Origin of the sequence: Glutamicibacter sp. NPDC087661 (assembly GCF_044743275.1) — a bacterium.
GTDB lineage: Bacteria > Actinomycetota > Actinomycetes > Actinomycetales > Micrococcaceae > Glutamicibacter.
Map to the genome: position 1 here is coordinate 1,340,517 of NZ_JBIUWE010000001.1, position 24,643 is coordinate 1,365,159.

Annotated in this window: 21 protein-coding genes and 1 pseudogene; 3 read left to right on the forward strand and 19 right to left on the reverse strand. The window is 62.3% G+C overall.

Annotated elements, in window-relative coordinates; genetic code table 11:
- Positions 1-172 precede the first annotated feature (172 nt).
- From ACIOTN_RS06270 to rfbB, 5 genes are all read right to left on the reverse strand, one after another.
- The gene (locus ACIOTN_RS06270; protein ID WP_133834685.1) at positions 173-1,702 is read right to left on the reverse strand and encodes a sugar transferase; all 1,530 of its coding nucleotides are present in this window, start codon (positions 1,700-1,702) and stop codon (positions 173-175) included.
- 568 nt (positions 1,703-2,270) lie between these two features.
- On the reverse strand, positions 2,271-4,958 hold the full coding sequence (locus ACIOTN_RS06275) for a LuxR C-terminal-related transcriptional regulator (protein ID WP_133834686.1): 2,688 nt from the start codon (positions 4,956-4,958) through the stop codon (positions 2,271-2,273).
- Positions 4,955-7,483 (reverse strand): LuxR C-terminal-related transcriptional regulator, encoded by a 2,529-nt coding sequence (locus ACIOTN_RS06280; protein ID WP_402734937.1) that lies wholly within the window; start codon positions 7,481-7,483, stop codon positions 4,955-4,957. Before ACIOTN_RS06280 ends, ACIOTN_RS06275 begins: the two co-directional genes overlap by 4 nt.
- 435 nt (positions 7,484-7,918) lie before the next feature.
- A complete protein-coding gene (rfbD, locus tag ACIOTN_RS06285; protein ID WP_133834687.1) occupies positions 7,919-9,340 on the reverse strand; it encodes a dTDP-4-dehydrorhamnose reductase in 1,422 nt (473 codons plus the stop codon).
- The gene (gene rfbB, locus ACIOTN_RS06290) at positions 9,340-10,356 is read right to left on the reverse strand and encodes a dTDP-glucose 4,6-dehydratase (RefSeq protein ID WP_105658120.1); all 1,017 of its coding nucleotides are present in this window, start codon (positions 10,354-10,356) and stop codon (positions 9,340-9,342) included. Before rfbB ends, rfbD begins: the two co-directional genes overlap by 1 nt.
- A 105-nt stretch (positions 10,357-10,461) precedes the next feature.
- Here rfbB and rfbA point away from each other — a divergent pair, with 105 nt between their 5' ends.
- The gene (rfbA, locus tag ACIOTN_RS06295; protein WP_402734938.1) at positions 10,462-11,379 is read left to right on the forward strand and encodes a glucose-1-phosphate thymidylyltransferase RfbA; all 918 of its coding nucleotides are present in this window, start codon (positions 10,462-10,464) and stop codon (positions 11,377-11,379) included.
- A 56-nt stretch (positions 11,380-11,435) separates the two neighbouring features.
- Here the strand turns inward: rfbA and ACIOTN_RS06300 are convergent, their stop codons facing one another.
- Positions 11,436-12,140, reverse strand: coding sequence for a class I SAM-dependent methyltransferase (locus ACIOTN_RS06300; protein WP_402734939.1), 705 nt, complete (start codon positions 12,138-12,140; stop codon positions 11,436-11,438).
- Between the two features lie 212 nt (positions 12,141-12,352).
- On the opposite strand from ACIOTN_RS06300, the gene ACIOTN_RS06305 reads away from it, so the two are divergent.
- Positions 12,353-12,961 (forward strand): hypothetical protein, encoded by a 609-nt coding sequence (locus tag ACIOTN_RS06305; RefSeq protein ID WP_402734940.1) that lies wholly within the window; start codon positions 12,353-12,355, stop codon positions 12,959-12,961.
- 115 nt (positions 12,962-13,076) lie between these two features.
- On the opposite strand, the gene ilvC is transcribed toward ACIOTN_RS06305, so the two are convergent.
- From ilvC to ACIOTN_RS06320, 3 genes are all read right to left on the reverse strand, one after another.
- Positions 13,077-14,108: a ketol-acid reductoisomerase gene (ilvC, locus tag ACIOTN_RS06310; RefSeq protein ID WP_013348730.1), complete on the reverse strand. Its 1,032-nt coding sequence runs from the start codon at positions 14,106-14,108 to the stop codon at positions 13,077-13,079.
- Positions 14,109-14,230: 122 nt separating this feature from the next.
- Positions 14,231-14,749 (reverse strand): acetolactate synthase small subunit, encoded by a 519-nt coding sequence (ilvN, locus tag ACIOTN_RS06315; RefSeq protein ID WP_105658085.1) that lies wholly within the window; start codon positions 14,747-14,749, stop codon positions 14,231-14,233.
- Between the two features lie 3 nt (positions 14,750-14,752).
- A complete protein-coding gene (locus ACIOTN_RS06320) occupies positions 14,753-16,636 on the reverse strand; it encodes an acetolactate synthase large subunit (protein ID WP_402734941.1) in 1,884 nt (627 codons plus the stop codon).
- 619 nt (positions 16,637-17,255) lie between these two features.
- Here ACIOTN_RS06320 and ACIOTN_RS06325 point away from each other — a divergent pair.
- A complete protein-coding gene (locus tag ACIOTN_RS06325) occupies positions 17,256-17,717 on the forward strand; it encodes a hypothetical protein (protein ID WP_105658083.1) in 462 nt (153 codons plus the stop codon).
- A gap of 81 nt (positions 17,718-17,798) precedes the next feature.
- Here ACIOTN_RS06325 and ACIOTN_RS06330 read toward each other — a convergent pair whose 3' ends face one another.
- The 10 genes and pseudogenes from ACIOTN_RS06330 to ACIOTN_RS06375 form a co-directional block, all read right to left on the reverse strand.
- Positions 17,799-18,323, reverse strand: coding sequence for a hypothetical protein (locus tag ACIOTN_RS06330; RefSeq protein ID WP_402734942.1), 525 nt, complete (start codon positions 18,321-18,323; stop codon positions 17,799-17,801).
- Positions 18,324-18,403: 80 nt separating this feature from the next.
- Complete coding sequence (idi, locus tag ACIOTN_RS06335) at positions 18,404-18,928, reverse strand: isopentenyl-diphosphate Delta-isomerase (protein WP_402734943.1); 525 nt, start codon at positions 18,926-18,928, stop codon at positions 18,404-18,406.
- A gap of 26 nt (positions 18,929-18,954) precedes the next feature.
- Entirely contained in the window at positions 18,955-19,818 is an 864-nt protein-coding gene (locus tag ACIOTN_RS06340; RefSeq protein WP_105658080.1) for a prenyltransferase, read from the reverse strand.
- Positions 19,815-20,135 carry a lycopene cyclase domain-containing protein gene (locus ACIOTN_RS06345; protein ID WP_105658079.1) on the reverse strand — a complete coding sequence of 107 codons (321 nt, stop codon included), beginning with the start codon at positions 20,133-20,135 and terminating at the stop codon, positions 19,815-19,817. The genes ACIOTN_RS06340 and ACIOTN_RS06345 overlap by 4 nt, the downstream gene beginning before the upstream one ends.
- Positions 20,125-20,487, reverse strand: coding sequence for a lycopene cyclase domain-containing protein (locus tag ACIOTN_RS06350; RefSeq protein ID WP_105661111.1), 363 nt, complete (start codon positions 20,485-20,487; stop codon positions 20,125-20,127). The genes ACIOTN_RS06345 and ACIOTN_RS06350 overlap by 11 nt, the downstream gene beginning before the upstream one ends.
- The gene (gene crtI / locus ACIOTN_RS06355) at positions 20,484-22,010 is read right to left on the reverse strand and encodes a phytoene desaturase family protein (protein ID WP_353616142.1); all 1,527 of its coding nucleotides are present in this window, start codon (positions 22,008-22,010) and stop codon (positions 20,484-20,486) included. Before crtI ends, ACIOTN_RS06350 begins: the two co-directional genes overlap by 4 nt.
- 3 nt (positions 22,011-22,013) lie before the next feature.
- Positions 22,014-22,082, reverse strand: a pseudogene (locus ACIOTN_RS06360) (hypothetical protein); the annotation flags it as partial.
- Positions 22,073-23,017, reverse strand: a complete 945-nt coding sequence (locus ACIOTN_RS06365) for a phytoene/squalene synthase family protein (protein WP_402734944.1) — start codon at positions 23,015-23,017, stop codon at positions 22,073-22,075. The pseudogene ACIOTN_RS06360 and the gene ACIOTN_RS06365, both read right to left, overlap by 10 nt.
- A gap of 5 nt (positions 23,018-23,022) precedes the next feature.
- Entirely contained in the window at positions 23,023-24,126 is a 1,104-nt protein-coding gene (locus tag ACIOTN_RS06370; protein WP_332727841.1) for a polyprenyl synthetase family protein, read from the reverse strand.
- A 12-nt stretch (positions 24,127-24,138) separates the two neighbouring features.
- Complete coding sequence (locus ACIOTN_RS06375; RefSeq protein WP_332728506.1) at positions 24,139-24,627, reverse strand: MarR family transcriptional regulator; 489 nt, start codon at positions 24,625-24,627, stop codon at positions 24,139-24,141.
- Positions 24,628-24,643: the final 16 nt, after the last annotated feature.

The window sequence follows — 24,643 nt, forward strand, 5'->3', positions numbered from 1 at the left end:
CCACAGAATCCGTACTGCTTTGTTTTCGAACATTGGTTGCGCTTGGCACCCGATGAGAGGTAGCGCATGCTTGCGGATCCTGGCTGCAAATTGATCCGGCCCGATATCTGCTTGTCCCAGTGGCCCTGCCACGGCGTGCCCGCGGGCAAGCTGCAAGTTCTCATCCTGGCTCCTAATAGGCACCGTCGGGCTTGACCATGACCTGGAAGGTACGCCAGATCAACCGCAAATCGCTGAGCACGGTCCAGTTCTCTGCGTAGTACAGATCCAGCCGCACGCTTTCCTTCCACTCCAGGTTTGACCGTCCGGAGACCTGCCAAAGTCCGGTCACCCCCGGCTTCAGCAGCAACCTGCGGCGGGCCTGGCCCTCATAGGTTTCCACTTCGGCGAACAGCGCCGGACGGGGTCCGACCACCGACATGTCCCCGCGCAGGACGTTGAGGAACTGCGGCAGCTCATCCAATGAATGCTTGCGCAGCCAGTTGCCGCACCGGGTGACCCTCGGGTCGTCTTTCAATTTGAACAGCGGCCCTGCCCCTTCATTCAGCTTTTGCAGGGCGGCCAATTGCGCTTCGGCATCGTGGACCATGGTGCGGAATTTGATCATCTTGAAGGGGCGGCCGTCCTGTCCGGCCCGTTCTTGGAGGAAGAAGATCTTCCCCGGGCCCTCGCGCCGGATCAGCAAGGCGATCACCAGGAAAACCGGTGACAAGGCCAGCAAGGCGAGCAGCGAGAAGACGATGTCGAAGCCGCGCTTGCAGAGGTATCGCGCTCCGGTGAACTTTGCCAGTTCCACATGCAGCAGCGGCATCCCATCCACGGGGCTGGTCCGCACGCGGCGGCTGGCAACCCCGATGATCGAGGAGGCCACGATGAGCCTGGTCCCGGTGCCCTCAAGCCGCCAGCCCAGTTGCTGCAAGGCTTCATTGCCACCGGGTAATGGTCCGGCCACGATCACCGAATCAGCATGCAACCGCTGGATTTCCTGCTCGATGGCGCCGGTGTCGTAGGCCAGAGGAAGGGTCGGATCGGTTTTGCGGATATCGCGTTCGGCTTCCGGATCCGCCGCGCCGTCCATCAGCGCGCCAACAACCCGGTAGGCGGGCCCGGATTTCTTGGAAATCTGGCGGACGGCGTACGGGACGTCGGTGGGCTGGCCGTAGATCAGCACATTGCTCAAGGCGTAGCCGCTTCGGCTGCGCCAGCTCAGCCACTGGCGACAGGTCCACCTGCTCAGCAGCAGTGCGGGCAGTCCCAGCGGCAAAGAGAGGACCAGGAAAATTTTCAGGCTGTCCTGGCCGGTGAGCACGATAAGTACCCCCATGAAGCCCGACAGTGCCAGCCCCGAATAGACCATGATCTTGTATTCCTGCATCCCCACGGCAACACTTCCCAGCCGGTGGGCCTTGAAGGATAGCAAGCTGGCCATCCAGGCGAAGGTGAGCAGCAACCCGGCCAGCACGTAGTAATGCGTGCTACCCGCAATGAACTGCGGCATCTGCGAGCTCTGGAATTGCGTGATTGCCGGCAAGGAGCTCACCAAGGAAATGACCAGCAGATCAGTGCCGTAAAGCCGACGCAGATAAGCGCGGCCCCGGGCACTGGCGGTACCGGTTTCCTGATTTGTCCTTGGAGGTGCGAACGTCCAGGTGCCGAGAGAAGATACGCGATCTTCGCGCAGCCTGCTGCTAATTTGCGACATGTCTTGTTCCCACCCTGGCTAGCGATTCGACGCAGCAAGGGTGGTCGCAGACCGGCAACACAACGTCAATCATCTGTATTCCCCCAAGAAATAAGCGAGTTCCCCAATACACATGGCAATCGCGCTGTCCCACCAGCCCGGCTGCCGTTCTCGACCTTGAGCCTATGATGCGAATGCATCCGATGCACGAGTGGAAGAACACTCAAAAGATGGCCTGCATATCCTTCAAATACTCACACGGCACTTGGTTCATACTCGCTCGCTACTTGGAAGGAAGTTTCCGGGCATGGAAAAACCCTGCACCGGCGCAGAGGGGTTGCCGATACAGGGCCTTTTCGGGAAGGGACCGGCGGTCGCGCTGGGGGTAATCCTCGCGGATTCGCTGGCCGCCGGCCCCGTTTCAGGGAAGAGCTTCGCCGCCACGGCACCGACCGCGCACCCTACGGATAGGCACTCGTTCGCAAAAGAACGCCTGCGTAAGTCTCCAGCTCCCGCAAATCACATTACCCACCTGTGCTGGGCCGGGCACGGGTGGTACCTACTCCAAGTTTGCGCAAACCGGCACGTGCTACCTGCCGGTTGTACCCGCTTCAAGCCCTGCGTGATCCAATTCCGCGCGCTCGGTAATCCCCAACTTCGAAAATACCCGGTAGAGATGCCCCTCCACCGTGCGCTGCGAGACCGTCAAGGTCCGGGCAATCTGCGCGTTATTCAATCCCTGCCGGGCCAAACCGACGATTTCCGCTTCCCGGGCGGTCAATTCGGTCAGCGCCAGGACACGGGCGATGTACTTTCCCGGGTCCATCCCCTGTTGGTCGATCAGTTGGGCGGCCCGGCGCAGCAAGGCGCCGCAGCGCCGCTGGTCCCCGGACTGGGCGTAGCGTTCGGCCGCCCGGGCCCAGGCCTCGATCACCACCAGGTATTCTTTCTTGGCCAGGGCGTCCTGGGCCAGCTGCTCCAGCGGCTCGCCAAGCTCTGAGCCTCGCAAGTCCATCAGGCGCGCCAAAAACGCCGCTCGCGATCCCTGCTGCCCCGCAGCCAAGGCACGCAGTCTTTCACCCATCTGGGATTCGGCCAGCTCCTGGTCCCCCAGCTGCCGGGTCATGCTGAAAAGGAATTCGCGTTCCACCAGCGGGAAGCACTCCAGCGACTCACCCGGATACGGATGGCCCAGTCCCGCTGCGAAGGCCCGTGCGAAGATGCGCTGCTTCGACGACTCCTCGCCCAGTTGTCCGTTCAGCGAAATCGTACCGCTGGAACTGAAGGACTCGGGCCCGGTGACCAGGGCTTCAGGCACCGGAAAGCCCAACCGGGCCAGCAGCAGCCGGTACAGATTACTGGCCAAGGCCAGCAGTTGAGTGGTGTCCGCAATCTGCAGTTCCGTCACGGCCTCGGCCATTTTGGCCATGGCGAGCTGTACTCTGCCTTGCAGCAGGTGGCTGACGCCGTCGAGCAGCGAGATTGCCCCCTGGTAGTACTGGATGGAACGGAGCCGGGCATGGCGGTAGGAGTCGATGAATGCCGCGGCGCGCTCGTATTGTCCCAAGAACAGCAGGTTCCAGCCAATGCGGAAGAACACCCGGACCTCGTACATGGCCTGCGGGGCCGGGTTCTCCTTGAGGTCTTGCAAAGCCGGTTCCATCAGATCCAAGGCCTGCTGGCACCGGCCGGCGGACGTGTGCAGGTCGCTGAGCACCATCATGCCGATGAAGCGCACCTGCGCGGGCAGCAGCCGGTCCTCCAGGAATTCTTGCAGCTCGGAAACGCTCGGCAGTGGACCGCGGGCGGTATTGACCCTGAGCCAGAAATCCAGGACCCTGGCCCCTGCGCTATGCAGGGCCAAGAAGCTGGCTACCTCTTCTGCGTCCGCGTGCCCCAGGGCCCGATGCTTCCAATCGTCCAGGATCCGCCCCAATTCGACGCCGTCGGTTCCGATATTCGTGGTGACCTCCAGCAGGTAGGCGTAGGCCTGCCCCAGCAGCGCCAGATCGGTCAGCTGATCGATCAGGCGCAGCAACAGCGCGCGCGCGGCATGGTGCCGCCCCATGCTCAGCAGCATCCGCGCTTCGAGCAGCGCTCCTTGCCCATGATGCCGGGCGAGCTTACCCAGGACGCATAGGCGCAGGGCCAACCCGAAATTCAGTTCCCGAGCGGCCTGCTCGGCCAGATCCAGGACCAACTTCATGGGCACCTGCTTACCGGTTTCCAAGGACCACAGCACCTCGCGGGCGTTTGGCTCTTTTCCCAGCGAGACCGCCGCGGTAACCCACAGGTCATGCAGCTGTGCGATGTCATGTTCGGTGGCCAAGGCGCGGACGATCCGCTGCATCAGCTTGGATTTCAAGACCATTGCCGGGCCTTGCTGCATCAGCTCACCGATTTTCAGCAGCCGTTGGTAAGGCAATCCGCACTGCTCCAGCACTTCTGGGGGCTGCGGGCCAGCCAAAGCCAACAGCAACAGCGACTGCTGCTCCTGAACGGACAGGGTCCGGGTGATTTCCCGGCCCAGCGTCAACATCGGCGTATCGATTTCCGGAAGTGCGCGGGCCACGATCCATACCGGCTCGTGGAGCCCGTGGCTCTGCAGCAACCTGTCATCGTGGAAAAGCGTGCCTTGTTCCAGGCAGGATGCAGCATAGGCTTCAACGAAGCTGGGGTTACCGCCGGTGACCACGTCGATCAGGCTCACCGTGCCCTCGGCGAGCTTGCGTCCGATCACGCCTTCGGCCACCGCGCGCACTCCTTTGCGGTCCAGGCGCTGCAGGGCCATGGTGGTGAAGGATCCCAGCTCGGCCAGCGCGCCCAGCGGGCTATCCGCTTCCAACGACCCGCTGCCCAGGGCCAGCACCTTCACCTCGGCGTTTTCCACCAGCAGAGAGAGGATAAAGCAGGACTGCGGGTCCAGGAACTGCGCATCTTCGACGACAACGATATGCGGTTCAAGCTGCCCGCGGCTGGAAAGCAGGCTCCGATTCAGTTCGCGCAGCACGCTCACCGGCTCGTCGATGCTCTCCAGGGCCCCAAGATATGGCGACAAGGCACCATGGGCAACAGTGCTCAAGGACGGCGTGCCATACAGCGTCATGACCGGCTCGCCCGCGCCCGAGGAGGCAAGCACTGCCTCCACGAGGCTTGTCTTGCCCACGCCCTGCTCGCCCAGCAGCAAGACGCCGGCGGGACCTGGCCTTTGCAGGATCTGCAGCAGCCGGTTGTATTCAGTTGGCCTGGTCTTGGTAATCAGTTGATGCTGTTTCATCGCAGCCCTGCGGTACGGCGGCTGGTGCGGTCAAGCGCAGTGAGCTCCTGGCGATTTCGGACCTGGAGCTTGGAATATACCTGGTACAGATGCCCCTCCACGGTGCGAATCGAGACGCCATTGAATTTTGCAATTTCCGAATTCGTTTTGCCAGTTATGGCCATCTTGGCGATCTGGGCCTCACGCTTGGTCAACTCGCGCATCCAGCCCGGCTGCTGTTCGATGGCTTCAAACTGCAGCTCGTCGTGCTGCTGGATCTGCGGAGCCGAGTCCCGCTTGCGGCCGTTGACTGCCCGGGCAAGCTTGCGCTGATCCCTGGCTTCCATTGATGTGACGAACTCGTTGTTCGATGGCACGGACATGAGCAAGTGCCCGGCCTCGACCATGCTGTCCAGAGCCGCTGCCAAGCGCGGCGAGTCCTTGGCCGCCGCCGCGTCTGCGAGCGCCTCCAGATTCTGTCCGACAAGGCCCTCGCAGCGTCTGGCGGCGCTGCGCAGCTGCGGCAGCACCAGCTGGTCTCCCAGCCGCGCGGCGAACCCCAAGGTCAGCGCTTCGAGCAGGGTGTGCTGGCCGCCGCGGGCACGCTGGGCGAAGGTTGCCAGCCGCAGCCTTGCAGCCTGCGGCGAGCCGAGTTCGGCCAACGCAAGGCAGGAGAAGACTTCTGCCGCCCAGGAGTAGAAGCTCAGCGGCATCTGCATCGCTCCGGGGGTCCCGTATTCAGGGCATACCAGTGCGGATGCCTCCACCCGCCTCCCGGAGCAAGCCAGCGCATAGGCAATGACCGACCCAATCAGCGCTTCGGTTCCCCGGTCTCCGGCCACTTGCATCTGGTGCAGGTTCGGTTCCAGCAGGCGCAAGGCAGCGTCGTAGTCATTGCCCAGTCCCAGCAGGATCCCCCGCATGATGTCCCCGTAGGAAATGAGCAAGGGACTGATGTACTGCCCTTCGGCCAGGCGCTGGGCGCGGGCTGATGCCGCGTTCCAGACTCCGGAGAGCAATTCGGCCTGGAGCAGCTGGAACTCTATATCTGCTGCGTCCTCGGAATGGAAATTCGAGACCGTCGGGCCGTTGAAGCGGATATTGCGCAGTTCCCCGTCCACGTAACTGACCAGCTTCATGGCATCGGCCTGTCGCGACTGCGCCGCCCAGCTGGCAGCTTGCAACGACAGGGACCGCAGGTGCAATGACTCGCTCATCCAGCCTGACGAAGACAGCAGTGACTCGCTGCTGCCGGCGATGCTCGTTTCTTTGGTCATCTCGGTGCTGAATAAGGTCGCGAACGTGCTGAGCAGTTCCAGTTCCTGGAATGCGGTATCCAGGGATTCGCGCGGACCGGACTCCCTGGCGGCCTGGGCCAGTCCCGCCCTGGCCAGGTCGATTGCTTCGAGTCCGTTGGACAGCTGGCCGAGCATGGCCTGCGCGCGCACGTGCATCTCCACGATGGCCACCCGGGTGCGCGGGTCAGTTGGCCAGCATTCGGCGTGATAGCCCTGCTGCTGGAAGTCTTCTGCCACCCTGAGCTGCGATTCGTAGTCGCCAAGGTCGTTCAGGGATTTCAGTTGCGCAAGGATCCGGGCAGCCAATGGGTCCTTGTGCAGCTTGGCCAGCAGTTCCACACCGTGAGGGTGGGCCTGGTTGCTGGATTCGGCGCGCACGAGCAGGGACAGCAGCGGATTGGATATGCCTACCTTGTAGGCGGCGCCGGGCAGGTACTTGGCCTGGCCACGGTTCAGCAAGCCGTCAAGCTCGCAGGTCAGGCCCGAACGCCGGATGCGGTTGAGTTCCACCGGCCCGCCCAGTGCCAGGGCCCCGAGCAGTTCGCGTTCACCGTCATCGAGCCCATGGACCAGCGAAGCGTGCAGGGCCTGCATCGCTGGCCCGGAATCGAGCGCGTTCATCCGCAAGGCCCAGGTACCGTTGCGCTGCAGCAGCTGGCCGTCTTCGCGCCAGCTGTGCATCAGCTTGAGCATCAGCGAGCGGTTGCCCCCGGCCAAGTAGCACAGGGTTGCCGAGGCGTAGGCGGAGACCCGCCCTTCCAATTCCTGCTGGACGAAAGCGTGCGTTTCCATGCTGCCCATGCGCTCGACGCGCTGGTGCGCCAGCCGGCCCGAACGGTACAAGGCGAACAGGTCCCCAGGAAGATCCTGCACGTGTTCGCAGATCACGAAAAGCTTGATCTTGCCCATCGTGGCCAGCTGGGCGAGCAAGGAGCTGGATTGCTCGTCGATCAATTCAGGCCGCCCGAGCACCACCATTGACGGGCGCTGGTCGGTGCACAGCACCCGGCCCAGCTGGTGGATCAGCTCATGACGGCTCGAAGCTCCGGCCACGTCGACTTGGGCAAGCAGGAATGAAAGCACACCGAAAGGCACTTTCGTGCCGAAGTTGCTTCCGTTCAGCCGGATCAGCTTCGGCGGCTCGGCCATCTGGCCCAAGTCGGTTTCCAGCTGCGCCCTTCGACCGCTGCCCGGTGGTCCGGAGACCACAGCTCCGGCGCAATGCGGGTCGTTCAGGACCCTGCCCAAAATGCCTTGCGAAATCCGCGAAAGTTTCGAAGTTGTCTTGCTATCTCCCCGCTGCGATCGAGCATTGCGAGTGCCCGCCAGCGAGAGAATTCGTGAATATTCCATTATTCAAACCGCCCCAATCGGTTCGTTCCCCCAAATTAACCGTGAAAGAATCTGTCAGGACTCTTCCTCGTGTTTCCCCATCCTAGGACTTAAAGGCAGCGAGAACACTGGGTTCGGCAGGATAAATGAAGCTCAGTCACTTTTTCTTCTTTTCCCAGTGATTGCACAGCACTTCGCCTTCACTCGGGAACAACGAGTTAGTGCCCATGACTTTTCTAGTTGACTTGGAATAACTCGCACCTTGGGAAGGATTGCCGAGCCTGGATGAGGGGTTCTGGCCGTTCACCTGCCATTCACTGGGACCACACCCGATTTTTACCTACCCGGTTTTTATGGCGTTACGCGATTCTGGCCAAGGAACTGATCCAGCAAGTCGGTTAACGGCTTCGGCGCGAAGCCGGTCGCTTGCAATTTTGCGGTGTCCAGCGTGCTGTTCGCCGGCCGGGGTGCCAACTGCGGCCGGCCCAAGGCATACTCCCGGGTGGAAACCGGCTGCACGGAATCCGGGTCATGGCCGCACAAGGCGAAGACCTCGCGGGCAACCTGGTACCAGCTGGCGGGTTCGCCGCCACCCTGCAGGTGATAGGTCCCCGGGGCGCTGCCGGCATCAATCAAATGCATGATGCCGCGGGCCAGCTCGCTGGCGAAGGTCAACCGGCCAATTTGGTCATCGACCACCCTGGGCGCGATTCCCTGCTCGGCGAGCCGGCGCATGGTGGACACGAAATTGTTGCCCTGCCCGATAACCCAGCTGGTGCGCACCACATAGTTTCTGGTGTGGGCCAGCACGGCCTGCTCGCCGGCGGCCTTGCTTTGGCCGTAGACTCCGAGCGGCGCGATCGGATGCAACTCATCAACCTCGCGTTGCGCGCCATCGAACACATAGTCGGTGGACACATGCACCAGCGGCACCCCCCGCTCGGCGCATCGTGACGCCAGCTGGCGCACGGCCACGGCATTGACCTGCCACGCTTCGGCACTGCCCGCAGGGGTTTGCGCCCGGTCCACTGAGGTCATCGCCGCCGCGTTGACCACGTGGCTGCAATTTGCAAGGTCCAGCGATGCCGCGAAGCCCGGGGACTGCAAGTCGGTCTGGGCGCGGGTATACAAAGCGATCCGTTCATCTGACTTCGCCAGCTGGGCGAAGGCACGTCCGAGCTGACCGTTCCCGCCGAGCACCGCAATTTTCTTGGGCTGCACTGGTTTCGCCTGCGCCAGCGGTGGGTGCTCCTTGTCCGCCTGTGAAACTATGGCCTCATCCAAGCTGATGGGCCAGGGGATGTCCAAATCCGGGTCGGCCAGATTGACGTAGCTGTATTCCAACCGGGCTGGCTCGGTCCAGTGCTCGGTGACCAGGTAGGAGTACACGGTATTCGAGGCCAAGGTCTGGAAGGCGTTGGCCACCCCGCGGGGCACGAAGACCGCTTGGCCTTCGCCCACCTGAGCGGTGAACAGCCTGCCGAAACCGTGCCCGGGACGCAGGTCCACCCAGGCGCCGAAGATCTCCCCAGACAGCATCGAAATGTATTTGTCCCATGGCTCGGCGTGCAATCCGCGAGTGGTCCCGCGCTGGCCATTGAAGGAGACATTGTTCTGCACCGGACGGAAGTCCGGCAAACCCGCAGCCACCATTTTCTCCCGCTGCCAGTTCTCCTTGAACCAGCCGCGCTCATCGCGGTGCACCGGCAGGCTGACCACTTTGAGTCCCTGAATCGGGCTGTCCTCTACCCGTAGCTGTGCCGCGCCGCCCATCAGCTGGCAACCTTGAACGCATCGGCCTGCTGCGCATAGCGCTGCTCGGTCTGTGCCTTGGCCGGCTCCCACCAGGAGCGGTGCTGACGGTACCAGCCAATGGCCTGCTCCAGGCCCTGCACCAGGTCGGTGTACCGCGGCTGCCAGCCAAGCTCGGTGCGCAGCACCGTGGAATCGATGGCATAGCGCAGGTCATGGCCGGCCCGGTCGGCCACCGCATCGAAGTCATCGGCTTTCCTGCCCATCAGCTCCAGAATCAGTGCGAGCACTTCGCGGTTGCTTTTCTCCCCGTCCGCACCAATCAAATAGGTCCGCCCGGTCTGGCCCGCTTCCAGGATGAGCTGCACCGCCGAGGAGTGGTCGCTGGCGTGGATCCAGTCGCGCACATTTGCCCCATTGCCGTAGAGCTTGGGCCGCAATCCCCCCAGGACGTTGGTGATCTGCCGCGGGATGAACTTCTCCACATGCTGGTACGGACCGTAGTTGTTCGAGCAGTTGGACAGCGTCGCCTCGATCCCGAAGGAACGGACCCAGGCCTTGACCAGAAGGTCGCTGGAGGCTTTGGTAGCCGAATAAGGGCTGGATGGCTTGTAGGGCGTAGTTTCGGTGAAGCGCTGCGGATCATCGAGTTCCAGGTCCCCATAGACCTCGTCGGTGGAAATATGGTGCAGGCGCACACCGTGGTTACGCACGGCTTCCAGGAGTTCGAAAGTTCCCAAGACATTGGAATTCACGAAGCTGCGCGGGTCATGCAAGGAATTATCGTTGTGCGTCTCTGCCGCGAAGTGGACCACAGCATCATGCTGCGGCACCAGTTCGTTGACCAACACGTAGTCGCAGATGTCGCCAACAACAAGGTTGACGCGTTTGCTGTCCAAGCCTTCCAGCGACTGCCGGTTGGCGGCGTAGGTCATCTTATCCAATACGGTGATTTCACTGTCGGAATGCGCAATCATATGGTGCACGAAATTTGCCCCAATGAATCCTGCTCCCCCAGTTACAAGGATTCTTTTCATCTCACCAATGTAGCCAGTGGGCACCGCGGCCAAGCAGCTTCCTAGCAATTCTCGAGTATGACTACTCTGACAAGATCGCTGCCCGCTTCATTAGGCTCGATAGCCATGAGGGGAATAATTCTAGCTGGGGGAACCGGGTCTCGTTTGCACCCGATCACGCGAGGCATCTCAAAGCAATTGGTGCCTGTCTTCGACAAGCCGATGATCTACTATCCGCTGACCACCCTGATGCTCGCTGGAATCAGGGACATCCTGGTCATCACGACGCCGCAGGATGAGGGGCAGTTCAAGTCCTTGCTCGGCGATGGCTCGCAGTTCGGCATCAATCTGTCCTATACCGTGCAAGCCCGGCCTGAAGGCCTGGCCCAAGCGTTCATACTTGGCGCCGAGCACATCGGAGGGGAATCCGTGGCGCTGGTGCTGGGTGACAACATCTTCCATGGACCGGGCTTCGGCACCCAGTTGGGAAGCTACGCCGACCAGACCGGCGCGACGATCTTCGGCTACTGGGTCAAGGATCCCAGGTCCTACGGCGTCGTCGAGTTCGATAGCTCCGGAAGGGCCGTATCGCTGGAAGAGAAGCCGCTGGACCCGAAAAGCCACTACGCTGTTCCGGGATTGTACTTCTACGACAATTCCGTGGTTGGCAAAGCCCGGACATTGCAGCCTTCGGCCCGTGGAGAGCTTGAGATCACCGACATCAACCGCTTGTACCTCGAAGAGGGCAACCTCAACGTCACGGTGCTGGCCCGCGGAACTGCGTGGCTTGATACCGGAACCTTCGATTCGCTCAACGACGCCTCCAACTTCGTGCGCACTGTCGAAGCGCGGCAGGGTTTGAAGATCGGTTCTCCCGAGGAAGTTGCATGGCGCCAGGGGTTCATCTGCGATGACCAGTTGCGCACTTTGGGCCGGGAGCTGGGCAAGAGCGGGTATGGCGATTACTTGCTTCAGCTGGCAGAAAACAGTTTCGTCGATCCCCATCATTCAACGCGTCCTGCCGCTATGCCGGCTATCAGCTGATATTCGAGGGCTTCGCGGCTTCCGGACGCCGTTGGCACCCGGAAGCAGTGCGCTGGCTAGCGCGTCGAGCGCAGCGAGAAGAACAGGAAGCTCAAGAACGCGTCGCGTTCACGCAAGGCTTCTGGAATCACGCCGTCGGGCGCATCCTTGATATACGGCGGCTCCCAGACACGCTCCACCGCGAAGCCTGCGGAGATCAGCGCCGTCATGGTTTCGTGCAAAGGCCGATGCCAATAGGTCAGTTCGGCGGGCTTCCCCTTGAAAGTCACTTCGTCGGTGTACTGGGTGAGCTGGAAGTAGTCCTTGCCGCGGTGGTTGAACGGGTAGAGAATCGGGTGGTTCACCGACATGATGAGCCGGCCGCCGGGCTTGAGCACCCGGCGGACTTCCTCCAAGGCGTAGTCCCAGTCCGGCAAGTAGTGGAACACCAAGGAAGCAATGGCATCGTCAAAGCTGTTGTCGGCATACGGGAGCTTCTCCCCCAATGTCGCCACTTTCAGGTCCGCGTCCTCGCCCAGCCGCTGGCGTGCCAGATCCACCATGGCCCGGCTGGTGTCGAAGCCCGAGACGCTCGCGCCACGGCTCATGAGTTGTTCGGACAGAGGACCGGCGCCGCAGCCGATATCCAGGATGTTCCGGCCGGCAACCTCTCCCACCAGTTCCAGGGTGGCTGGCCGCTCATAGTAGGCGTTCAGCATGCTGAATTCGTTCTCGTCAGCGTAGTCCTGGGCGAAATCGTCGTAGTTGCTTTCCTGTGGCACGGGCGCGCTCCTTTGCATGGTTTTGCCCGAGCCTAGCAAAGGCTTCAACTAATCATTGGGAAAACACTCGACTGCTCGGGTAACGCTTTGACGGCAATAGCCGCAATCGATCGCAATCGCGTCCAACCATAGTTTCTATTCCCAGTCCAGATTAGAATCAGCACATGGGACCGATCAGTGCCCATGCTCGCTCGACTTTCCATGGGGAGAAATTGAATAAATTAGTTCAGCGTTCACTCGCTGTCATAGCTTCGGGAGCACTTGTATTCTCCGGTGTCTCCGCAGCCACGGCCGCTCCGTTGCCCACCAGCATTTCATCTGCCAGCATCGTTGCTGCGAAGAAAAAGGCTCCTGCGGTAGCCATCAAGAAAATCGGCACGAAAACAGTCAAGGGTTCAGCCAAGGCAACCATCAAGCCAAGCTATTCCAAGGCAAAGAACGTGAAGATCAAGTCGGCGTTGCTGAAGGTGGTCAAGGGCAGGAAGACCGTCGCCAGCAAGAAGAAGTCCGTCAAGCTTGCAGCGGGCACCTACAAGGTCACCACCACGGTCAAGTACCAGCTCAAGGGCAAGACCTCGACCGTGCAGAAGACGCAGACCTTGCTGGTGAAGAAGGCGGTCGCCAAGCGTTCCGTGAAGATGAGCGGGAAGGCAAAGAACTGCCCTGCGGGGTACCCGGTGAAGGGCAACCGCACCGGCAGCCAGAAGGAGTGGAAGTACCACGTCAAGGGACAGCGCTTCTACAACATCACGAAGCCAGAAGAATGCTTCAAGACTGCAGCTGATGCGCGCAAGGCCGGCTACCGGGCTTCGAAGCTCTAAACCTGCCTGGCTGGTATCCGACCCAGCAGACTGAAAAATCGACCTCAGTTGCTTCCCAAATGGGAAGCAACCGAGGTCGATTTATTGTGTGCAGATTATGCAGGCAGCCGCATGATTAGCGGGCTACCGAACCATCTACGTAGTCATCCGAGGATGCATCCGAGATCCAGGAGAACAGCGAGCGCAGTTCGCGGCCGGTGGTCTCGATTGGGTGGGCTTCGCCCTTGGCGCGCAGTTCCTTGAACTCCGGAGCGCCAGCCTTCTGGTCTTCCATGAAGCGGTTGGCGAAAGCACCGGACTGGATATCAGCCAGCACAGCCTTCATGTTTTCCTTCACCTCTGGGGTGATCACGCGTGGGCCGGAGACGTAGTCGCCGTACTCAGCGGTGTCGGAGATCGACCAGCGCTGCTTGGCGATGCCGCCTTCCCACATCAGGTCAACGATCAGCTTCAGCTCGTGCAGCACCTCGAAGTAGGCGATTTCCGGCTTGTAGCCAGCTTCGGTCAGGACCTCGAAGCCGTACTGGACCAGCTGGGAGGTACCGCCGCAGAGCACAGCCTGCTCGCCGAACAGGTCGGTTTCGGTCTCTTCGGTGAAGGTGGTCTCGATAACGCCGGCACGGGTGCCGCCGATGCCTGCAGCGTAGGACAGTGCCAGTTCCTTGGCGCCGCCGGTGAAGTTCTGCTCCACGGCGATCAGGTCAGGGATGCCGCGGCCTGCTTCGAATTCGCGGCGCACGGTGTGCCCTGGCGCCTTGGGAGCAACCAGTGCAACGTCGACGTTGGCTGGTGGCTGGATGAAGCCGAAGCGGATGTTGAAGCCGTGGCCGAAGAACAGCGCGTTGCCCTCTTCGAGGTGCTCGGCGATCGACTCGGTGTAGACCTGGGCCTGGACCTGGTCCGGGGTCAGGATCATGATGACATCTGCCCAAGCCGCTGCCTCGGCAACGGTAGCTACCTTCAGGCCTTCGGCCTCGGCCTTGGCACGGGACTTGGAGCCCTCAGCCAGGCCGACGATAACCTCGACGCCCGAGTCGCGCAGGCTCAATGCGTGGGCGTGGCCCTGCGACCCGTAGCCAATGACAGCTACCTTCTTGCCCTGGATGATCGAGAGGTCTGCGTCGTCTTCGTAGTACAGATCAGCCACTGTAATTCTCCTTATTTGTGCTTCTGGTAAAGAAGTCTTGTGCTTAGGCACTGTTGCTTTCTTCTAAGCTAGGTGCCAAATACCTAAATTTGTAGTTCGTGTCTCTTGAAGTCGTTGTGCGCTTAGGCGGACAGCGTCTTCAGGGCACGGTCGCTCATCGACTTGGTTCCGCGTCCCACGGCCAGCGTTCCGGCCTGGACGATCTCGCGGATGCCGAATGGCTCAAGTACTGCCAGCAGTGCTTCGATCTTCGCCGCATTGCCGGTGGCCTCAACGACCAGCGAGTCCGTGGATACGTCGATCACCGATGCGCGGAACAGCTCCGCGGCCTGGGTGACCTGCAGTCGCGTCGCCGCATCGGCGCGCACCTTGATCATGATGTGGTCACGCTGCACCGAGGTTTCCGGCAGCAGTTCCACGATCTTGATGACGTTGACCAGCTTGTTCAGCTGCTTGGTGACCTGCTCCAGGGAATCCCCTTCGGCGTCCACCACCACGGTCATGCGGCTGATGCCGGCAATTTCCGTGGGACCAACGGCCAGCGAGTGAATGTTGAAGGCACGGCGGGCGAAGAGGCTGGCGACGCGGGTGAGCACGCCGGGAACGTCTTCAACCAGTACCGAAAGCGTATGCTTTGCCATGTCCTAGTCCTCCTCTTCCCATTCAGGGGTCATGCCGCGGGCAATCTGGATCTGGTCGTTGCTGACTCCCGATGGGACCATTGGCCACACCATGGAGTCGGCCGAGACCACGAAGTCGATGACTACCGGACGGTCATTGATTTCCAATGCCTTCTGGATGGTCGCATCGATATCCTCGTCGCGTTCGCAGCGCAGGCCCACGCAGCCGTAGGCGTCGGCCAGCTTCACGAAGTCCGGAATCCGGGCGGTTCCGTGGCCGGTGTTCAAATCGGTGTTGGAGTAGCGGCCATCGTAGAACAGGGTCTGCCACTGGCGGACCATGCCCAGCGACGAGTTGTTGATGATGGCAACCTTGATGGGGATCCGGTTGATCACGCAGGTAGCCAGTTCCTGGTTGGTCATCTGGAAGCAGCCATCTCCGTCAATGGCCCAGACCACGCGGTCCGGCTGCGCCACCTTGGCGCCCATGGCGGCAGGCACCGAGTAGCCCATGGTGCCCAGGCCGGCGGAGTTCAGCCACGAGCGCGGGCGCTCGTACTTGACGAACTGCGCTGCCCACATCTGGTGCTGGCCCACGCCTGCCACGTAGACGCCTTCCGGACCGGTCAGCTCGCCGATGCGCCCAATGACGTTCTGCGGAGCCGAGAGGCCATCGTGGGTTTCGGTGTAGCCGATCGGGTAGGTTTCGCGCAGGCGGTTGAGCAGTCCCCACCAGCCAGCCAGATCCTGCTGGGCTTCGTTCTCGAAGCGCGAGGCGCAGGCCTCGTGCAGCTGCGGGATGATTTCATCCAGCGAGCCGACGATCGGCACATCGGCCACGCGGTTCTTGGAGATTTCCGCAGGATCGATATCGGCGTGGATCACCTTCGCGTTCGGCGCGAAGGTGGAGAGCACGCCGGTGACGCGGTCATCGAAGCGGGCGCCGAGGGTAATGAGCAAATCCGACTGCTGCAGTGCGGTGACCGCAGAGACGGCACCGTGCATGCCTGGCATGCCCACGTGCTGTTCATGCGAGTCCGGGAAGGCACCGCGTGCGGTCAGCGTAGTGACCACCGGAGCGTTGACGAATTCCGCGAATTCCTTGAGCTGCTCATGGGCGTTGGCCTTGATCACGCCACCGCCAACATACAGCACCGGGCGGGTTGCCGAAGCGATGAGCTTGGCGGCTTCGCGCAGCTGCTTGTTGTGTCCGCGGGTGACCACACGGTAGCCAGGCAGGTCGACCTTTGGCGGCCATGAGAAGGTCATGTCGCTCTGCTGGGCATCCTTGGTGATATCCACCAGCACCGGACCGGGACGGCCGGTCTGCGCCAGGTAGAACGCGCTGGCCAGCGTGCGCGGAATGTCTTCCGCGTTGGTGACCAGGAAAGCGTGCTTGGTAATCGGCATCGTGATGCCGACAATGTCTGCTTCCTGGAATGCGTCAGAGCCAATGAAAGCGCTATTGACCTGACCGGTGATTGCCACCATTGGTACCGAGTCCATATTGGCATCGGCCAGTGCGGTGACGAGGTTAGTTGCGCCTGGTCCGGAAGTAGCGATGCATACGCCCACTTCCCCGCTCACCATGGCGTAACCCTGTGCGGCATGGCCGGCACCCTGTTCGTGGCGGACCAAGATGTGGTTAATCTTGGTCGAATCCATCAGTGGATCATAGGTGGGAAGGATGGCCCCACCTGGTAATCCGAAGACGTCTTTGACGCCCAGTTCTTCCAGCGAGCGGACGATGGCTTGTGAGCCCGTCATCTGTGTGGGAGCAACGATATTATTCGGACCCTGTACCGGGTTCGAAGCCTCCACGACGGAAGAGACAGCGGCGGCGGCATCCTTGGTTCGATTGATTGACTTCGCAACCGACGCCGGATTGGCGGGTGTTGAGTTGCTCATCGGGATCCTTTCCATATCTATCTCTTCGTTTGCGCATAAAAAACGCCCCGCGGCCGTCACTACTGACGAAAGGGGGCTTGCGCGTTACCGACGTACTGTCCGTGTTGTTGGACAGTGCCTCAGGCTCCGCGCCTGATAACTAGTAGTACATCGGTGTTTGTTTGCATGCCTCTAGTTTTCTCCACCTCACGGCAAAGAGCAACTAGACACCCTGTTTATCTCATTATATGAGATGGATGTCCAAGCCTTGGACGCGACACCGCAAACAAGACTTGGTTTTTTCGCTTCATAGGCACCAAAAGTGCCTGTCGAAACGGGATTAGCTGGAGACAAGCACCAACTGCCGGGAATGCGCATCGCTCGCGCTGCGCACCCCTTGCTCCAAGGAAGTCCCCTGCCATGCAGTTGGTTTCGCTTGCAGCGTTGAGCCGGGAAAGGCATGAGTTCCGTCGATGGCCACACGGGCGCATGGCTTGGCGACTCAATCAGCATCCTGGCTCATTAATCCCATTCTAGAAGTCAATATGACCAATCAGATAACCCATGACGTGCCGATGACACATTTCGATAAATGTTGCGACTGGTCAAATTGTCCAAAGTTATCGGTAGAGTATTGGTTATGGACAAGCGCCCAGACGAAAATCCAACCCAGCAGGTAAAGGCCCGCCTCCATGAGGCCTTCGACTCGCAGATCCCCAACTTCGCCAGCTACAATCTCGTGGCGGGCACCGGCATCGCCGGCTCCGGAGGGCTCAAGGTCATTGGATATCGGCGCCAACCAGCGGAACTGATTATTGCGCCAGTGAATGCCAGCAGCTTGGAAGCATCCGAGGATGCGATCAACATCAACAATACGAATGTGAACCAGCTCGCCGAGCTCAGCGATGGCGGCTACGAAATCGCGATCTCTTCGGGCCGGGTGTTCCGCTTCAGCATTCCCGAAGCGCCGAGCATCGACTTGCATGTCGATGATGCCATCAGCATTGGTGCCACCATTGACCAGAAATCAGATGCAGAGGACTTCGCTGATTTCATGGACCACTTCATGAACACCATCGAAGGCACCGAGAACTTCGTATAACCAGCAAGAGAATTCGCCATAGCAAAGGCCATCCCGCCAGCTAGCTCCATTACGAGCTACGCGGCGAGATGGCCTTTTCGCTTACAAAGCCCCGGGATGATTCCCGCGGTAGTCGGAGGCGAGCAGCTGCCCTTCGACGGTGAGGATCTCAACCCGGTCCAACTCGATTGATTCGTAGCCGACGGAGGTCATGACCCGCTCGGCATAGCCGGCAGCACTGCCCTCCGCGATCCAATCACTGCCCTCCACCACAATGGCGAGCACGCCCTGGACCGGAGAGAGCCACCCCACGGTGGCGTACTGGATGGAATCGTGGGCGAATGAATGGAAGCCTGCGGCGCCCTGGCCATTGAGGTACTGGAAGATCTTCTGATCCGCCCATTCCTGGCGCCCTTCGACTTCCTGGAGGTTGTCGGCATACTTCGGCAAGGCCGCGATCTGCGGGCTCACGCCAGGAGTTTGCGCGGATGCTTCGAACTGGAGCGGGGCACAGCTGGCCAGGGACGAAGCCAGCACCAGGCCACCGGCGACCACACTGGCCTTGCGCAACGCATGGATGGCCGCGCCGTGCCGCTGGATACCGGAAGAAATTACTTGAAGCACCATGCAATCGAGCATAGCCAATGACCCGGACAATTCCACAGGAATCACCCTGCACGGATTCCACGCCGGCGGCGGGCCCGGAATCAGCCTTGCTCGGCCTGGTACAGGGACATCCCTGCAGCCTGCATCACCAGCCACGGGCTGAAGGCCCAGGGGGTGGCGCGCAGGGCTTCACCGAGTTGTGCCGGATCCACCCAGCAGTAGTCCATGACTTCGTCCGGGTTCGCAGTGATTTCGCTGTCAATTATCGCGGTGAAGACCGGGCAGATTTCGTTTTCCACAATGCCCGAGGCATCCACGGCGCGATAGCGGAAGTCCGGCAGCGCCGATTCGATACGGCTGACCTTGAAGCCGAGCTCATGGGCCGCGTGGCGCGTAATGGCTTCTTCGAAGCTCTCGCCGGGCTGGGGATGCCCGCAGAAGGAGTTCGTCCAGACCCCTGGCCAGGTCACCTTGGACAGGGCACGACGCGTCACCAGCACTTGGCCGGCTTCATTCTGCACGTGGCAGGAGAATGCCTGGTGCAGCACGGTATCCGTGGTGTGAACCAATTCTTTCGGGTGCGTGCCAATAGGCTGGCCTTGATCCGAAAGCAAAATGACGTCCATTGAAATCCTTGAATCCCCATCCGGGTCTAGTAGGTGAAAAGTGCCGAAAAGATCAGGAGCATGGTCAGCAGGAAACCGCACAGGTAGTTGATCCACAAGAATCTCTTCCATCCTCGATTAACCGTACCCGAGCTTGCATCGCTGATTCCAAGATGGGGTAGGACGTTGAGCACATAGGCCAGGGCCAGCACCGCTGCCCAGCGGCCAAGGCCCGACAGGCCCACCGCCACGAGCGCTCCGGCCAGCAGGTAGGCGGCCAAGACCAGGTAGATGGTCGTGCGGGCCGACAAGGCGGTGGCGATCGAGGACAGCCCGCCTTGGCGATCGGGAACAATATCCTGGATTGCGCCCAGGGCATGGCTGGCCATCCCCCAGAGCAGGAACGCGCCGAAGACCAGCCACTGCTCGGCCTGCACGCTGGCGCCAGCCAGCACCCACCCGTAGACCGCCGGGGAGACGAAGTGCACCGCGCTGGTCAGCGAGTCCAGCCCGGGCCTTTCCTTGAAGCGCAACCGCGGTGCGGAGTAGGCCAGCACCGCAAGGAGCGACACGGCCAGAACGAGGTTGGCTGCGCCATCCCCGGCCGCCACGAGCACCGCGAGGAACGGCGCGGCGCACAGGACGCAGGCGATGAGCAGCGACTTATGGCTCTGCCTGGACAGCAGCGCCCCCTCGATTCCTCCCTTGCGCGGATTGCGCAGGTCCGACTCGTAGTCGAAGACGTCGTTCACGCCGTACATCAGCAGGTTGTAGGGGAAGAGGAAGAACACCGTGCCCAGGACCAAACGCCAATCGATCCCGCCGCCGGCCAGCAGATAGGCGGCGGCAAACGGGTAGGCGGTATTCACCCAGGAGATGGGGCGTGAGCTCAATACGATTCCGCGGATCATGAAGCGTCCTTTCTGTGGCTGCGGGCACCGAGCAGCCACCACAGCCCGGGAACCAGGAAGACCGCGCAGGCGGCGTAGAAGAAGTCTTCAATCGGGGCCAGGCCCAGATGCACCCCGGACAGCGTCCCGCTGCCGTAGCCGAACAGCCCGGCGTAGATCATCAGGTTGTCGAAGATCGCGGTGAGCACGAGCATCAAGGCCATGGCAGCGCCCAGCGGCTTGGCGACCGAGCGCAGGCGCTGCTTGCTGGCGGCCAGACCGGCGGCAAAGACGGCCATGGCCGCAAATAGGAAGCAGAAGCTCAATTCAAGGAACATGGTTCTCCCCTAACGTGCGCTTGGGTGCTTTCTGGTTCCGGTTGCGCAGCATTCCGGCCAGCACTGGCAGCCCGGTGAAGGCAATCATGGCGCAATAGCACAAGAAGACCAGGAAGAAGACTTCTTCCACAGGGAACTGCTCGCCCACCATGATTCCGGTCATGAGCTCTGATTCCTTGTGCAGGAAGATGCCCTGCCTGATGGCCAGCACATCCCAGAGCACGAAGAATCCGGTGCCCAGCCCCAGGGCCAGGATCCCGCGCACCGGGTGGCGGAAGATGAAGAGCTTTCCCTTCGCGTCCAGCAGCCCCATGCAGGCCAGCAGTGCCAGCAAGATGCCCAGGTAGATCATGCTCCTGCCTCCTGCCGCACCGTGGCCGCGAAGTTTTCGTCCATGGGCCCCGCGGCCTTGATCCCGAGCACCGCTTTGGCAGCCAGTTCCCCGCTGATCAGGCACATCGGCACGCCGATTCCAGGGCGCACGGTGCTGCCGGCATAGTGCAGCCCGCCCACCTTGGCGCTGCGGTTGCCCGGACGCAGCATGGCGCTTTGCCCCAGGGTATGGGCCAGGCCCAGCGCACCGCCTTTGAAGGCGCCGTACTGCTGGAGGAAGTCCCCCGGGCCGATGCTCTGGCGCACTACGATCCGCTCGCGAAGATCCTTGATGCCAGCCCATGCGGCCAGCTGGTCGATGGCCGCGTCGGCCACCGCTTCCACCGCGGCATCTCCTGCCCCATCGGCTGCGCCGATCCCCCATTCGGGCATGGCCGGAGCCGGAACCAGGATGAACAGGTTCTCGCAGCCTTCCGGGGCCACCGAGGGGTCGGTGGCACTGGGCTTGCAGACATAGATGCTGGTTTCCGCCTCCAGCATCCGCCCTTGGCGAATCCGCGAGAAATTCTCTTTCCAATCGGTGGTGAACAGCAAGTTGTGGTGCTCCAGCTGCGGCAGCTTGCCGCTGATGCCCAGGCAGAGCAGCACCGCGCTGGGGCCGGGGTCTTTGCGCTGGAAGCTCTTGGCGGTATGGGTCTGCAGCTCCTCGGGCAGCAAATGGCCTTCCAGGTGGCGCACATCGGCGGCTGCGATCACATGGGTCGCCGGGGTGCGCTGCTGCCTGCCGTGCGCGTCGATCCAGCGCACCGCGCTGACCCGTGGATTTTTTCCTGCGCTGGTTTCAATGGCCGTTGCGGTGGCGCCCAAATGGATGGCCGCGCCGTGTTTCCGTGCCAGTTCGGCCATGGCATCGGCAACGGCAGCGAAGCCTCCCATCGGGTATTTCACCCCGTCGGTGAGGTCCAGGTGGCTCATCAGCTGGTAGAGCGCAGGGGTGCGGCTCGGGCTGGAGCCCAGGAACACCGCCGGGTATCCGAGCAGCTGGCGGATCTCGTTGCTCGAAAAGCGCCGGGCGACATGGCTTTCCAGGCTGGAGGCCAGCAGCTGGGCCAGTTGCGGGGTCCGGCGCAGGATCCTTGGGTGCAGCAGGGAGGTGAGCGAGCTGAAATCGTCATAGAGGAAATGCTCCAAGGCCAATTCATAACCCTCCTTCGCTGTGCGCAGGTACCGCTCCAAGGCTGGGCCGCTGCCCGGTTCCAGGGCTTCGAAGAGTCCGCTGGCCGCAGCGCCGGTTCCGACATCCACCGGTTCTTCGCGGTCCTGGAAGAAGGTGCGGTAGCCGGTGGCCAGTTCGCGCAACTCCAGCTGTTCGCTGGCGCTGGTGCCCATGAGCTTGAACCAGTGCTCGAAGACCTCGGGCATCAGGTACCAGGAGGGGCCGGTGTCGAAGCGGAACCCGTCGCGCTCCAGGCGTCCGGAGCGACCGCCTGGATGCGGCTGCTGCTCGATCAAGGTGACCTTGCAGCCTCGGGCGGCGAGCAACCCGGCGCTGGCCAGGCCGGAGAATCCGCCCCCGATGACTACGACTTCTCTTTGTGCGTGGTTCATCTGCTTGCTACTTCCATTCTTGGCTTGCGGCCGGTGGTGCCCCGGGTGCCCAGCAGCACGCGGGCGGCGATCAGCGCCTTGCGCGGGGCGGAGACCGAGATGCGGGTGCGCAGCAGCTGGGAGGCCGGGGCCTTGTCCAGCTGGGAGTTCAGTTCGCGGAACAGGTCATGGGCCAGGCGCACCGCTCGGGCAGCGGACGGGGCCAGGTAGGGCAGGCCGGCACGGGCCTGCGCAAGGTCCTGCTCGATCTGCGCAACCAGCTTCGCCTTGCTTGGCTCATCGAATCCTGCCGGGTCCAGGCCGGGAAAGTAGCTGCGTCCCAAATCTTCGCTGTCTTCCGCCAGGTCGCGCAGGAAGTTGACCTTCTGGAAGGCCGCGCCCAGGCTGCGGGCGGCGTGCTTGGCGCGCTGCGCCTGGGCAGGCGTCAAGTCCGGCGCGGCGGGCATCGCCTGGAAGACCTGCAGGCACATCAGCCCGATGACTTCGGCCGAGCCGTAGATGTAGTCCTGCAAGCTGCGCGCATCATGCTGCCCGGTGCCCAGGTCCGCGCGCATGGAGGCGAAGAACGGGGCGGTGAGCTCGGCGTGGATGCCGGTGGCCCGGGCGGAAATGGTGAAAGCGTGGACCACCATGTTGGTGCTGTACCCGCGTTCCATGGCGCGCAGGGTTTCTGCTTCCAGCTCGTCCAGGCACGCGGCGATGGCCTGGTTGTCCAGGCCGGCCTGGCAGGCCACCCCGTCCACGATTTCATCGGCCAGGCGCACCAGCGCATAGATATTGGCGATGTGCCTGGCGCTGGCGGCATCCAGCAGCCTGCAGGCCAGCGAGAACGAGGTGGAGTATTCGCCCAGCACCACCCTGGCGCTGCGCTGGGCGGTGCGCGAATAGTGCTCCAAGGCGGCGGTGCCTGCGGTGCTGTTTGGGGAATTGTCAGGTTTCATGGCGTTCAGCTGCTTCGATCCAGGATCAGGCCGGTGCATTCGCGCAGCAGCGTCCGGGCTTCCTCGGGCAGGTCCAGGAAGGCCGCGGAGCCGGTGGCCCGCGAGCACAGCTGCTGGGCCAGCTGCCGGGCGAAGCGCTCGGCCCCCTGCGCGGCTAGTTCCTGGCGGATCCGGCCGGCATCCACTGTTCCTTCGCGGAATCCGCCCAGCAGCTTGGCGAATTCGGGTTGCTCGCTGGCCAGGGCCAGCAAGATGGTGCTCTTGAATTCGCGCAAGTCCGATTCCACCGGCTTGCCGGTGCGTGCCGGGTCACCGAAGGTGCCCAGCACATCATCGATGATCTGGTAGGCCACCCCGAGCTGGCAGCCCACCGCACCGAGGGCCTCGGCCTGCCCGGGGTGCGCCCCGGCCAGCAGCGCTCCGGCCTGCAGCGGCAGCTGGAAGGAGTAGGCCGCGGTTTTCATCTGTTCCATGCGCAGCACCTGGCTGGTGGTGGCCGGAGCCGGGGCCAGCGAGTAGAGCAGGTCCTCGAGCTCTCCGGCCCCTGCCTGCTCGATGGCTTGGAAGAAGGCCTGCTGGACCCCGGCCTCGCTGTCGCTTCCGGCCGAGGCCCTGGCCGCAAGCTTGATCGCTTCGCTGATCAGCAGGTCCCCGGCGATGATTCCCACGGAATTGCCCGCATGCTCGGCATCGGCCCGGTTCCGGCCGCTGGCGATGGCGTGGTCGCGGTAGAGCGCCGAGATGGTCTTTTCCCCGCGGCGCACGAAGTCGCGGTCCACCACGTCGTCGTGGATCAGCAAGGCGGCGTGCAGCAGCTCGAAGGCGCAGCCCAGGTCGATGGCGCGGGCCTCATTGCGGCCGCCGAAGGCACGGTAGCCGAGCATTACCAGCCCCGGGCGCATCAGCTTGCCGGTAGCCAGCCGCTCGGAGATCCGGGACCAGAGCAGCGCAGTCTGCGCGGAGTAGGCGGCGCTGCGGTGCTGGGCCTGCGTGGCCAGCAGTTCCAGCCGATCGCTGATGGCGCGCCGGGTGGGTGCATCGATGAGCCCGCCTGAGGCTGGCGCGCCAGCCGCTGCGGCCTGCGGGGCCTGGTGTGTGGTGGTGTGCATTCTCATGGTTCCCTACTGAAAGGATGTGGTGGGGTTTGCTTGGTTCTCTTCGCTGCTCACGGTGTCCCGCGTCTCCAGCTCTCGCCGGGCATCTTCGAACAGCGCGCCCAGATTCCTGCGGGACGGCTCGTCCAGCTGCGCGTAGAACGTGTGCAGCTTGCGCAGCAGCACCTGCCCTGGCCCGGTGGACACCGGGAAATTGCGCCCCGGGACTACCAGGGTGCGCCGCCGGTCCGCGGCATGGTGCCTTCTTTCAACCATCCCGCGGGCTTCGAGCCGGTCCAGCACCGAGGTGATTCCTGCCGATGACACTCCCAGTTCGCGGGCCAGTTCCCCGGAGCTGGGCGTTTGCATGGAACGCAGCAGGTTCACCGCACGCAAATCTGTATCGTTCAGGTCAAGGCTGTGGCGCAGGCGCGCTTCGCTCAGTGCATAGGACCGCTGGAGCTTGAGCAACAACCGGAACACTTCCGAGGCAATCAGCGGACGTGAACAATCCATGATAACTTCTCTCGCG